The sequence below is a fragment of the Paenibacillus plantarum genome (assembly GCF_013141695.1).
Taxonomy (GTDB): Bacteria; Bacillota; Bacilli; order Paenibacillales; family NBRC-103111; genus Paenibacillus_E; species Paenibacillus_E plantarum.
On sequence record NZ_WHNY01000067.1, the window covers coordinates 73,344 to 86,850 of the forward strand.

Here is a 13,507-nt window from a genome sequence, read left to right on the forward strand (position 1 = left end):
CCATTAGGGAATCAACCACGTAGATACGATACTATGAACAAACTTAGGAGGTCAACAAATGGTAAGAACAGTAAAGGTACTCGGCACTTCTCTAATGGCAGGTATGCTTCTTGTTTCAGCTGCTTGTAGTACGAAAAATGAAGCCCAACCTTCCTCTACCCCCGGAAATTCATCAACCCCGGCGGCAACGACAGAAACCAAGGCTGGGAGTGATAAGAAGGTAAAACTAAGAGTTGTAACAATCACAACGGACGAGAATCGCAATAATATCATGGAAAAGCATATTAAACCGAACGTTGCCAAGGCGTTTCCGAACGTAGAAATTGAGTTTGAGCCAGGTGGCGGCGGCGAAGATATGGCGAATAAACTGAAAACGTTTAACGCTGCAGGTGATATGCCAGATGTATTCTGGAACGATGCAGGTTACTTTACTCCGTTGAACAATACCGGCAGTATTATGGATTTAACCTCACCGATCACCAAGGACGGGTTTTTGACCAAATACGCTGTTCCTGATGCATTGAAACATGTTGACGGAAAGATTTACAGTTTGTCTTCCGGAGCGGATACGTATTTCACCCCGGTCATTTTCTACCACAAGGACATGTTCGAGCAAGCAGGGGTGCAAGTACCGAAAACATTCGACGAATTTATCGACGTATCGAAAAAACTAAAAAGTAAAGGCATGGTGCCTGCGGTTACCCCTGGTAAAGATGGATGGGGACCGAAGCTATTCTTGCTTCAGCAGATGATTCAAATCGGCGATCCGCAAGCGATGGCAGACCTTGTGAGCAATAAGACAGACTTTAATAATCCGTCGGTTAAGGCTGGGGTGTCTCGCATTGAGAAGATGGTTAAGGAAGGTGTCTTTCCGGAAGGAATTGCTAATCTAGATTACGGTCCTGCCAACGAAATGTTTACAGCTAAGAAGGCAGCTATGTACATGATGTTTACTTGGGAGCTTCCGAATTTGGCTAAAGATGATACAGTCGACTTCTTCCCGTTCCCAAGCGCTAGCGACAAATACGACCCAGCGAAGCACGTTCAGTTCTGGGGATCTCCACTCAACGGATATGCCGTTAGCGCAAAAACCAAGTTTCCTGAAGAGGCAGTAAAATTGGCAGAATTTCTAGCTATGGCAGACGCTCAATATTTTGAAGCTACGGGTGCACCAATTGCTTTAAAAACGGGCAATACAGTGGCCGAGGCTAAGCCGCTTATGAAGAAATTTGTTAACTGGTACAATCCTATTCCTACAAAAATTGCTTCACTAGCACTTAACTCGTTGGATGCAAAAACATCGGCAGAGCTTGCGACACAAGGGGCGAAATTGCTGACGGGGCAATATCCAGCCGATAAGTTTAGTACGGAGATGGGCAAGATCTGGAGTGAAAATACGTGGTTTAAAAAGTAAATGATATAAGTTCATTTCATAAACGGAATCCCCCTTGGAACCTTAAGTTCCGGGGGGATTCTAAATCAAATCAGACGGTGGAGAGAGCCATGAACAAGTACTACAGCACCAAATTGTCCATATTTGTATTTTCCGCACCTGCGTTGATTCTGTTTACCGTTTTCTGTGTTTATCCACTTTTGCCTGAAATTTGGATGAGTTTGAATAATCATGATGGTTTTCGAACTTTAGGGTTTGTTGGTTTAGATAATTATAAGGATATCCTAGCTTCTGCTTCTTTCTGGACAGCTCATAAGAATACGTATCTAATCGTAGGAATTTCCGTTTTTCTGGGTTTACCGCTTTCCTTAATGTTTGCTCTTTTTATGGATGTTCAAACGCCAAAGTTACGTCTTTTTTTTAAAACATCGGCCATGCTTCCCGCAATTTTGTCAGTTACGGTCGTTGCAGAAATGTGGATATCCTTCTATGAACCAACCTCGGGGTTATTTAACAGTATTCTGAGATCCATAGGTCTTGAATCTTGGACTCATTCCTGGCTTACTGAAAAGAACACGGTGATGCCAAGCATCGGCTTGACATTTCTATGGCAATATATTGGGCTGAACGCCATGCTATTCTATACGGGAATCAAGACGATCCCCAAAAATTATTACGAAGCTGCTTTAATTGATGGTGCTAGCTTTACCCAAGTCTGCTTACGAATTACGATTCCACTGCTTCAAGATGTAACGAAATACGTATTAATCTTGTCTACGTTAGGTTCCATGGCATTCTATTCGCAAGTCCGCGTCATGACAGCCGGCGGTCCTGGGGATTTGTCCAGAACGGTTATATACCAAATGTATTATGTGGCTTTCGAAACGTCAGAATTTGGTAAAGGAACGGCGATTGCGGTTGTATTTATTCTAGAGTGCCTATTCATCTCCTTTCTGATTCAAAGGTTCGTCGCCAGAGAAAAACTGGAGTTTTAAGGAGGAGACCATCATGAAATACTTAAGCCGTGTATTTTGGCTAGCGATTAGCGGTACATTTCTGTTTCCCTTATACTGGATGTTTACGATGTCACTTAAGTCCAAAAGTGAAGCTTATAATAATCCATTCGGCATTCCCTATTCATGGGATTGGATAAACTATAGGGAAGCGTTGTCCAAATATCATTTCTTTGTTTACTTCGAGAACAGTTTGATTTATACCATAGGGACCATTGTGATCACACTGACGACAGGGAGTATGCTTGCGTATTGTCTGAGCCGGATGCAATGGAGATTCAATTCGGCGGCACTACTCTATGTGTCCTTAGGGCTGATTGTGCCTATTGAAGTTGTATTAATTCCATTATTTCAATTAATTAAATGGTTACATCTGAAGGATACCTATTGGGGGCTCATTTTGCCCTATTCCGGATTCGCAATCGCTTCTTGTGTGCTGATGTTGTTTGCCTTTCTCCGTTCACTTCCTAAGGAATTGGAGGAAGCTGCTTGTATTGATGGAACCAACGTTTATCAGACATTCTTCAGAATTATTTTTCCGATTGTCACGCCAGCGCTAATGACACAGTGCGTTTTATTGTTCATGCGCATTTGGAATGAGTTCCCGCTTGCTTTCATTATAGCTTCAAAAGATCAATTCCGGCCGCTAACTGTCGGCTTGCTAAGCTTCTTCGTTAGCGTCGGTGTTTCAGACTGGGGACTTATTGGTGCAACGATGGTACTCTCGAGTTTACCTATGATTATTGTATATATGATAGGTAATGAAAAGATTGAAAATGCCTTGACAGCGGGAGCTATTTTGAAGTGAGAATAATAGGCACACTTTGTTATAAAACAGCAGCAGCCATGGACGAGAAAATAATGTCCTAGACTGCTGCTGTTTTATTTATTCGATCCTCCCATAAAGGTTGTATTCGTGTTCTTGACTTTGTATAGTGTAAATTAACAGCTGTAATTCATAGGGGTAATACCTATATTCTGTGAATTGTAAGCGCATTCTTTATCCGTATAATAAATAGTGTAAGCAAATAAATGATTGACCTATACAAACATTCATCTTTATGGAGACAATAAGGGAGGATTAGAAAAATGGTTAAGAAAATAAAACGTCCTGTTTTAGCAACTTTGGTACCTGTTCTGGCTCTAGGATTAACGTTGACAGGCTGCACCGACTCGAAGGATGCGGCAAGCAGCACCACTTCGCCTAATGGAAGCCAAACAACACCTGCTGCAACTCAGAGCAATGAAATGAAGCCAGTCACATTGTCCTTGTTCATTGACAGCCCTTATCAACAACCGACTCCTGACAACAAGATATACAAGATGATTAAAGAAAAGACTGGCGTTAGCCTAAAAATGGAGTTTCTGGTCGGTGACTTGCAGCAAAAGCTGGGCGTTATGATTGCCGGAGGCGATTATTCGGATATTATGACAGGGAACGATAAGCTAATAGCGGCGGGTGCTTTTATACCCCTCGAGGATTTGATTGAAAAGTACGCACCGAATTTGAAGAAGCACTATGCGAACGTATGGAATCAAATGAAGGATCCTGCGAGCGGCCATTTATATGTACTACCGAATTACAATGTGTTCAGTGGTCAATTTAACGAAACCGCTTACGAAGGACCAGGCTTTTATCTTCAAAAGGATGTCCTGAAAGAAATGGGTTATCCAACACCTAAAACGTTGGATGAATATTTCGATATCATTGCCAAATACAAAGCGAAACATCCAGATATGATCGGCTTCGAGACGTTGAACTTCGATTGGAGAAACTTCCCGCTGCTTAATCCGCCAGAGCATTTAGCTGGACATCCTAATGACGGCGGGGTTATCGTCGAGAATGGGAAGGCGCAAATCTTTGCAGACAAGGACATCGCCAAGACATATTACAAAAAGCTGAACGAGATTAATGCGCAAGGCTTAATGGATAGGGAAGCTCTGGTGCAGAACTATGATCAGTACTTGGCGAAAATTGCGAGCGGTCGTGTCATTGGGATGTTTGACCAACACTGGAATTTCGGTGATGGCGAACGCTCGTTGATTTCACAAAATAAAATTGGCAGTACCTATGTCGGGTTCCCTCTCGTATATCCAGGCGCCAAAGAGTACTACCGTGACCGTCCTGTATTAAACATCAACCGTGGATACGGGATTTCGACGAAAGCCAAGGATCCGGTTCAAATTATTAAATTCCTGGATTCACTAATGACCGAAGATTGGCAGAAGACACTCCAATGGGGTATTCAAGGCGATGACTATTTGGTGAAGGATGGCAAGTTCGCTCGTACCCCTGAACAACGTGCTAAAGCGGACGATAATACATGGAAGCTTGGCAATAAAGCGGAAGCGTTCTTCGCTAATTTACCTAAAATGCAAGGGACCTATAGTGACGGGAATGCGACAGATCCAGGAACACAGCCGCAAGAATTCTATGACAGCTTGAAGCCGCAGGATCAAGAAGTATTGAAAGCTTACAACCATAAGACCTGGGCGGAGTTCTTCAAAACACCAGATGAGAATCCCGTATATTACCCAGCGTGGAGTATTGATTTGGTAGATGGTTCACCTGCAAAAGTGGCCAATACGAAGATGAACGACCTTGCTGTCAAATATTTGCCGAAAGCTATTTTGGCCAAACCAGATGACTTCGAAGGTGTATGGAAAGATTATGTGGATCAAATTTCCAAAAGCAACTTCAAAGCCTACGAAGATCGTATCAATGATCAAATCAGCTGGCGTATAAAGAACTGGAGTAGTAAATAAAGGGATAGAACATGTAGTGGAGTGGGGGAGACTCAGGTCTTCTCCGCTTTACTTCCTAGGAGGAAATGTCGATGGCCGAGACCATACTGCCCAAAAAATTAAAGAAAAAGCAAAGAATTGATCCGGAAATCGGCGTCGGTTTAAGCTGGAAGACGATAAAAAACCAGAAGCAGTTAATTATGATGTCTTTTCCCATCGTGATATATATTATGATCTTCAATTATGTACCGATTTGGGGCTGGTTGATGGCGTTCCAGAATTATCGCCCTGCTTTAAAATTTTCCAAACAGCAGTGGGTGGGGCTGAAGCATTTTAAATTTCTGTTTCAAGATGATACGTTCTTGACGGTGCTTCGCAACACACTGGCTATGAGTATAATCAATTTGGTTTTAGGTTTTGCAACAGCCATATTATTAGCTCTATTACTGAATGAGATCAAAGTTCGTTTCTGGAAGCGGTCTATCCAAACGATATCCTATCTGCCTCACTTTCTGTCATGGATTATTGCTGCGGGTATCGTAGCGACTTCGTTATCGATTGATGATGGTATCGTGAATCAACTGTTGATGAAGTTGCACATCATCAAGGAACCCGTGATGTGGCTTAGCGAAGGTAAATATTTTTGGGGAATTGTGGGCTTGTCTAATGTGTGGAAAGAGGTGGGATGGAATACCATCATTTACCTCGCAGCAATCACTTCGATTGATCCATCGCTGTATGAGTCTGCCGGGATCGACGGTGCAAACCGCTACCAAAAGATCCTGTACGTCACACTGCCCGGGATCAAGTCGACTTTTATTATTCTATTAATTATGAACATTGGGCATATCCTAGATGCAGGCTTTGAGATTCAGTACCTGCTCGGCAACGGGTTAGTCGTAGACTGGTCACAAACGATTGATATATTCGTTCTTAAGTACGGTATTGCGCTAGGTAATTATTCGCTGGCAACTGCGGCAGGCATTTTCAAAACGGTTGTAAGCATAGTCCTTATTCTAATTGCAAATTCTACCGCCAAGCGTCTTGGTGAAGAGCGGTTGATATAAAGGAGAAATGACGATGGGGACAACAACTGTCAGCAGAGCTCGAATTGAGCCCATTTTGTTCCATACGATTAATGGCATCTTCATGCTCCTTCTAGCTATAGTTACGCTTTATCCTTTCCTTCACACCTTAACGATTTCATTTAATGAAGGAAATGATGCGCTTCGTGGGGGCATTTATTTATGGCCGAGATCCTGGTCATTGCAAAATTATAAGGCGATTTTCATTTCCGGTACGATCTATCATGCGGCTTGGATTTCAGTGGCTCGCACACTGACAACAACCGTATTGGGTGTGTTTCTCACCTCCATGCTGGCATATACGCTGGCGCAGCCCCAATATATTTTCCGTAAAATAATAGGTGTAATATTTGTGTTGACGATGTATTTCAATGCAGGGCTAATTCCTAATTACTTTCTGATTAAAAGTTTGGGACTGTTGAACAATTTCTGGGTATACGTTTTCCCAGGGATGGTAAGTGCGTTTAATCTTATCGTCATTCGGACGTACATTCGTACGCTTCCATCAGGCTTGGTTGAGTCTGCAAAGATGGATGGAGCAGGTGATTTCACCATTTTTGTACGAATTATTCTCCCGTTGTGTACGCCTGTCCTAGCGACCATTGCCTTGTTCATTGCCGTTGGATCTTGGAATTCCTGGTTCGACACCTTCCTGTATGCCTCTTCTGATTTGAAACTGAGTACACTTCAGTACGAAATGATGAAGCTCCTTGGATCTACGATGAACAGCAACAATGATCCAGGTCTTCTAGCGGGTGCAAACACGAATCAAACGAAGGCTATGGTTACGCCTGCTTCCATACGTGCGGCAATTACAATTGTGGCGGCGGTTCCGATTCTGTTCGTGTATCCTTTTCTGCAAAGATATTTTATCGTCGGTATGAACCTTGGAAGTGTCAAAGAATAAGACTTAGCAAGCGATGATCATAATCATTTCCCGTTTCAGCTCGGTGCTGGGACGGTTTTTGCTTTATACAAACTCATCTTATCCTATATAATAGTTCATATCGACTTTCTGAAGTGAGGTGATTCCTATGTTAAGGGTTATGTTTGCCGATGACGAGCCTTACATGCTAGAGGGACTGCGGACGATGATTGATTGGAACAAACTAGGCTTTGTCGTGTGCGGGGAAGCTTTAGACGGGGAAGACGCATTAGCTTTGATGGCGTCGGCCCTGCCTCATTTGGTGCTGACGGATGTTCGAATGCCTGTAATAGATGGCTTGGAATTGATTGAACAAGCGTCGAGCCTCCATCCTGAAATGAAATTTATCATTCTAAGTGGGTATGCGGATTTCGAATATGCCAAAACAGCGATGCGGCATGGTGTCGCCAACTATTTGATGAAACCGTTGATTGAAGATGAGCTTATAGCTGCAGTGGAAGCGGTTGCGGTTACGATTCGAGAGCGTATAGCTGCTAGCCAGTTCGAAAACGTTGCTTTGGATTGCTTACGATTGGAAACGATTTCAAAGTTGTTACAGGGAGAAAATAGGCAGAAATGGATCGAGCAGGCGAGCGCTTTGTTGGATATTCATGAACATTCGAGCTTTCGCTGTATTTTACTTGAACCTAACATTCAAGCCCAAAATCAATCGGACCTGAAGCAGATTATTGCAGATAAGATGAAGCTTATGCAAGTAAGGATGCTTCCATTTGGCGTAGGGAAAGAACGCCATGGATTTTTACTGGTCAGAGGACCCCAGGAACGCGAACTTTCTACTGCAATCTTAACAGAGATCATGACCAGTGTTAGACAGGACTGGGGCACAGCGATCTCCTTTTCGATTAGCAGTGAACATAAGGGACCGCATGCGTTAAAAGAAGCATTTCGTGAGGGGCTCATTGCCGAAATGTGCAAGTTCCCTTCTGGAGCGGAAGGGATTTACATCTATCAAGGAGAGTGGTCAGCGGAGACGCTTCCTGCATTTGGTATGACGGAATCCATCCTAGATGCCGTAGGGAGTGGGTGTCCAGATACTGTGCGAGCCCATGTACACCAGTTATTCATCGCTTTTTCGAGGCAGTCCGTATCTGAATCTTGGGTTAGTGCTTATTTAGATAACATTAAGCTTGAAATTCTTAAGTTAGTTACCCAATTTGGCGGTGATCCTAATTGGACTTCAAATTGGTATGTTCCCACTGTTCCAATGGATGTTGGCCTCTTGGAGCGCAAAGTAACACAAGAGATTCTGCAAGCTGTAGAGTGGATCGGTCAGAAAAAAGGCGTAGGGCAAGATGAAATCGTATCCGCAGCAGGAGACTATATCAAATCGCACTATAAGGAAAAGCTGCAACTGCAGGTTGTTGCAGAGCATTTTAGCCTGAATGCTGCGTATTTTGGCCAGAGGTTTAAGAAGCAAGTTGGCCTCACCTTCAATGAGTATTTACATGTCGTACGAATCGACGAGGCCAAGAAGTTACTTCGCCGAGAAGAACTAAAAATATCCGATGTCGCTGATCGTGTCGGTTACTCGGATTCCGAACAGTTCGTAACCAAGTTCAAGGCACTTACTGGCCTGTTACCCTCTGCCTACAAGAAGGGTTAACCTATGACTGACAAGGAGAGCAAATATGAGCCGGAAATGGAAACTGTTGCGTATTGTTAATGATATTCCCCTGAAGTTCAAGTTTCTGATCATTTACTTGATGTGTGTCTTGCTGCCAATATTGTGTATAAACAGCTTGTTTTTCTTACAGGATAGCAAAAATACAGAACGTAGAGAGATGGATAACTTGCGGATTTCTCTGGATAGGGTCGGAAATGAAATCATGCAAATGGTGAACTCAGGCGTTGTGATTGGCAACGCTGTTTCCGCTGATCGTGTATTTAATGAGATGCTAGAATTTACGTACTCGGATAATGTTGCTTATTACGAAGAATACGACAGTTACCTCCGAGACAAATTGGGGCAGTATCCGAATATTTATCCCTATATCTCTTGGATTGGCGTATACACATCGAACCCAACGCTATCCAATGGTGGAAGCTACTTTATGTTTAAGCCTAATGATCTGAAGAGTGAATGGTATCAGAAGATGAACGAAAATAAAGATAAGGTGACAGTGACCTCTTATTTGGATACGAATCCCATGAATCCCGAGGAAAAATTGGTATATGTCAGCATTATTCGGAAGCTGGACAATTTCCCAGACCTCATGAAATTCTCTAAATATTTGCGTATCGATATTCGAATGGATAAGCTGCTAGAGCTGTTTGACAAAGAGCGTAATTACTTGTTAATCAAGCTCGTGGATGAAGAAAATCGACTTGTTCTTGAATCAGCAGGTGCGTTTAAGGGAAGTGACCCTTTGCTCCCGACCCTGCCTGTGTCAAAGGTTTCTCAGCTGACAGGCTTACCTGAGAAGAGTTTTGTCAATCCTCTCAGTAACGCTAGTTATATGCTTAACTGGCGGCTGGTAGGAATTCCAGAGGGAAGTCGAATTGCGGAAGAGAGAAGAGGGGTTATCCATTTCTTTATCTGGCTGACGCTCATTAGTACGATCATTCCGACAATATTGATTTACATTATTATGCATTCTTTCAATTTCCGGGTAAGAAAGCTCTCCAAACATATGCAGCTGGTGAAAAACGAGAGGTTCGAACCCATTACGTTGTATGAAGGAAAAGATGAGATCGGTCATCTTCTTCGCAGCTTTAATTTGATGACGGAGAAAATTCGTAATTTAATTAACGATGTGTACAAACTCGAAATTCAGAAAAAAGATTTGGAGTTAGAACGCGTACAGGCCGAGCTGAATTATTTGCAGAGCCAAGTAGATCCTCATTTTCTGTTCAATACGTTAAATGCGATTCTTGTTGTATGCAAGAAATATCGTTATGAGCATGTGATAGAAATTATTCAAAACTTGTCCCAGATTTTGAGAAGACTGCTAAGCTGGAAGGAGGATTTGGTGACAGTAGAAGAAGAGCTAAGCTTCACTGACATGTACCTCCAGATCGAGAAGTTCAGATTCCAAGATCGGTTTCACTATGAGTTGTCCATTGACGACTCTGTTCTATCGTATCGCATCCCGAAGATGAGTATTCAATCGCTCGTGGAGAACTCTTGCAAGCATGGGCTTCAATCGGTGAAAGGGAATCGCAGAATTCGGATATCTGTTGAAAGAGCTGGGATGAACATGCTCATGAAAGTTGAAGATAACGGAATCGGTATGAACAGCACGAAACTGGATGAAATTGTTCAGAGTCTGTATAAAGGAGAAGACAACGGCAAGAACATCGGACTTCGCAATGTGTACCGACGTTTAAATCTGTTTTATGCGGAACGCTCATTGTTCCAAATTGAAAGCATTCCCTTCGAGAAAACGAGCGTTACTATACAGATTCCTTTGAGTCTTATTAGGAAACAGGAGGAGACGATCGGACATGTATAAGGTTATCTTCGTGGATGATGAGCCTTTCGCTTTGGAAGGTATCAAGCTCATGGTCGAATGGGAAGAGCTTGGCTTTGAAATCGTACACATGTGCGAGAACGGCGAAGAAGCTTTAGCCTGCATAGAAGCCTGTAAGCCTGATCTCGTTGTGACGGATATTCGGATGCCGGTCATTGACGGATTAGAATTAATCGATCGGGTGCAAAAGGCAGGCAACGATCCCGTATTCATCATTTTAAGCGGCTATAATGATTTCGAATATGCGCGATCCGCCCTAAGGTATGGGGTAAAGCATTATTTGCTTAAACCGGCTTTGGACAGGGAATGGGAGGCTGTTATTCAATCTGTTATGGAAGAGCTGCAGCAGAGAGAACAGCAAAGGCTACGCCATGACCTAGTTACCGACCGTCTAGTTCCTACTCTGCTTGCTCAAATGCTTCGGGGGGAAATTTCGGCAACAGACGGAAACGTTGGGGACATACTAGATCCCTTGGCACAAGGAGATCAGGGCTGGAGGTACATTCATGTAGAATGGCTTAGCGGCACAAAACAGGAGCTGGATGCACGATACTTACACTCCCGAAAAGCTCATGCAATCGACTTGTTTGGGAGCCAGGACGGCCTTGTTATGGAGTCATTCCCTGAGATGGAGGAATGGGCTGGGCAGGTATACGAAGATCTACATGAGCAAGGTATCGAATGCTGTCTCTCGATAGGACCACGGGTGGAATCCCTCCGTCATATAGAAGAGTCGTATGCAGGTGCTCTAGAGACATCCGTGCATCATTTCTTTCATGTATCTGGTGGTCCACTCGATTACGATAAGATTCATCACAAGCAAATCAGCTATGATCTTCATGCTGTTTCTATCGTAGATGACATTCAAAGTGCCCTTGAGGCGCTTCAGGATAAGCGGGTTGAGGACCTGATTAAGCAAATGTTTGGGATACTGTCAGCTAACAAAACGGCTCGGGAAGTCGTTCATTTGCTGGTCATACGCATTGTTTTGAAAAGCGCTGCTGTCATGCGGGAGATGGGTATTGACTCGGAGGCGCTGCCTCGTGTTCGCGATTTTTTGAGAAGGGAGCATCGTTCCCTACAGGAAGTGGAGGAGTCCCTGCAGGCGTATGTGCAGCAGTATATGAGCCAGCTGAAGCAGCATAAAGAAAAGTTCTCCGGTCACCCCCTTCGAGTTATTGAGCGTTTTATCCAAGAGCATTACCGGGAAACGCTGACGATTAAAGACATCGGAGAACGGTTCTTCATGAACCCCGTATACTTAGGTCAAGCGTTTATGAAGCGGAACGGTGTAGGCATCATTGAGTATATTCATGACCTGCGTATTAACGCGGCGAAGCGTATGCTATGCGAAACGGATGAGACGATTCGTCTCATTGCAGAGCAGATCGGATACGTGCACTATCATCATTTCCTCAAAGAGTTTGAGAAACGTGTGTCTGACAAGCCCGGTGTGTTTAGACAGTTAAGCAAAGCATAAAGGGTGTCAAATGAAGGACGTGTATCTCTTTTCTAAGAGATACACGTCTATTTGCTACCACATAAGAATTTATAAGTTTCCGGTACTCGGAAGAACAAATTCTTATTGGCGATAAAAACTACCTTTTAAACGCGGTCGCTCATCCTCGAAGTGCTTCGATAGAAGTTTTTCTCATGAGCGCGACTAAAAATCGCACACAATCTTGAAAAATTTTAAGAAAATGGGGGAGAGTTCTTTAATCTGTGAATGGTAAGTGTAGTCAGATTCTATATCATATAACATAGAAGACCTGTTTAAACAGGGGATGATGAGGAGGTTTATCAATCTATGAACAACAAGGTACCGAACTTATACGAGGCTTATCAGGGCATATTCAGAATTGGGGCTGCTGTTAGCACGAAGACCATCCGATCCGAAGGAAACTTCATCGCCCAGCATTATAACAGCATTACAGCGGAGAACCAGATGAAGTTCGAGGAGATCCATCCAGAGGAAGAGCGGTACACATTCGAGGCTGCGGATGAAATCATGGATTTCGCCATGCAGAACGGGATTGCCGTTCGGGGGCATACGATGGTCTGGCACAATCAAACCTCCGATTGGATATTCGAAGGGCCTTCTGGCGGTGTAGCCAGCAAAGAAATGGTTCTCTTGCGGATGCAGGAGCATATCCGTACGGTAGCTGGTCGTTATAAGGGCAAGGTGTATGCGTGGGATGTCGTCAATGAGGCGATAGAAGATAAGGCGGACCTGGTTATGCGTAATACCAAATGGTTGGAGATCCTGGGTGAGGATTATATTCGTCATGCTTTCGAGGCAGCACATGAAGCCGATCCGAATGCACTTTTATTCTACAATGACTACAACGAGACAGAGCCTGTCAAACGGGATAAGATTTATCATCTCGTCCGTTCATTGAAGGAAAAGGGGGTTCCTATCCACGGAATCGGCATGCAGGGGCATTGGAATATCTATGGTCCCTCCTTGGATGAAATACGGCAAGCGATCGAGCTTTACGCATCTCTCGATCTGGAGCTTCACATCACCGAGTTAGATCTCTCCATGTTTCAATTTGAGGACAGGCGGACCGATCTGTTGGTACCCACTGAACAAATGGTGGAGCTTCAGGATCAGCGGTACGAGGATATCTTCAGGCTATTTAAAGAATATCGAAAAGTCATTACGTCGGTAACGTTCTGGGGAGCGGCTGACAACTATACGTGGTTGGACAACTTCCCTGTTCGCGGCAGAAAGAATTGGCCGTTTCTATTCGATGGGGATCTCCAGCCTAAGCAAGCATTTTGGCGTGTAATCGGGTAGGCAAATTGACATAATTGAGGGGGGATTATTCTTTATTTTGAGTATGTGAAGCCAA

At 43.7% G+C, this 13,507-nt stretch carries 10 protein-coding genes; all 10 read left to right on the forward strand.

Annotated elements, in window-relative coordinates; translation table 11 throughout:
• The first annotated feature begins 58 nt into the window (after window positions 1-58).
• The 10 genes from GC096_RS23565 (at window position 59) to GC096_RS23610 (ending at window position 13,452) form a co-directional block, all read left to right on the forward strand.
• The gene (locus tag GC096_RS23565) at window positions 59-1,414 is read left to right on the forward strand and encodes an ABC transporter substrate-binding protein (RefSeq protein WP_171633672.1); all 1,356 of its coding nucleotides are present in this window, start codon (window positions 59-61) and stop codon (window positions 1,412-1,414) included.
• Between the two features lie 89 nt (window positions 1,415-1,503).
• Window positions 1,504-2,388: a carbohydrate ABC transporter permease gene (locus tag GC096_RS23570; protein WP_171633673.1), complete on the forward strand. Its 885-nt coding sequence runs from the start codon at window positions 1,504-1,506 to the stop codon at window positions 2,386-2,388.
• Between the two features lie 13 nt (window positions 2,389-2,401).
• Window positions 2,402-3,214, forward strand: a complete 813-nt coding sequence (locus GC096_RS23575) for a carbohydrate ABC transporter permease (protein WP_171633675.1) — start codon at window positions 2,402-2,404, stop codon at window positions 3,212-3,214.
• A 281-nt stretch (window positions 3,215-3,495) separates the two neighbouring features.
• Window positions 3,496-5,172 carry a type 2 periplasmic-binding domain-containing protein gene (locus tag GC096_RS23580; RefSeq protein WP_171633677.1) on the forward strand — a complete coding sequence of 559 codons (1,677 nt, stop codon included), beginning with the start codon at window positions 3,496-3,498 and terminating at the stop codon, window positions 5,170-5,172.
• Window positions 5,173-5,243: 71 nt separating this feature from the next.
• Entirely contained in the window at window positions 5,244-6,218 is a 975-nt protein-coding gene (locus GC096_RS23585) for an ABC transporter permease (RefSeq protein WP_171633678.1), read from the forward strand.
• Between the two features lie 13 nt (window positions 6,219-6,231).
• Entirely contained in the window at window positions 6,232-7,143 is a 912-nt protein-coding gene (locus tag GC096_RS23590; RefSeq protein WP_171633680.1) for a carbohydrate ABC transporter permease, read from the forward strand.
• Between the two features lie 127 nt (window positions 7,144-7,270).
• Window positions 7,271-8,785, forward strand: coding sequence for a response regulator transcription factor (locus GC096_RS23595; RefSeq protein WP_171633682.1), 1,515 nt, complete (start codon window positions 7,271-7,273; stop codon window positions 8,783-8,785).
• A gap of 25 nt (window positions 8,786-8,810) precedes the next feature.
• Window positions 8,811-10,634, forward strand: a complete 1,824-nt coding sequence (locus tag GC096_RS23600) for a sensor histidine kinase (RefSeq protein WP_171633683.1) — start codon at window positions 8,811-8,813, stop codon at window positions 10,632-10,634.
• Window positions 10,627-12,132: a response regulator transcription factor gene (locus tag GC096_RS23605; RefSeq protein WP_171633685.1), complete on the forward strand. Its 1,506-nt coding sequence runs from the start codon at window positions 10,627-10,629 to the stop codon at window positions 12,130-12,132. The genes GC096_RS23600 and GC096_RS23605 overlap by 8 nt, the downstream gene beginning before the upstream one ends.
• 327 nt (window positions 12,133-12,459) lie before the next feature.
• A complete protein-coding gene (locus GC096_RS23610; protein ID WP_171633686.1) occupies window positions 12,460-13,452 on the forward strand; it encodes an endo-1,4-beta-xylanase in 993 nt (330 codons plus the stop codon).
• Window positions 13,453-13,507: the final 55 nt, after the last annotated feature.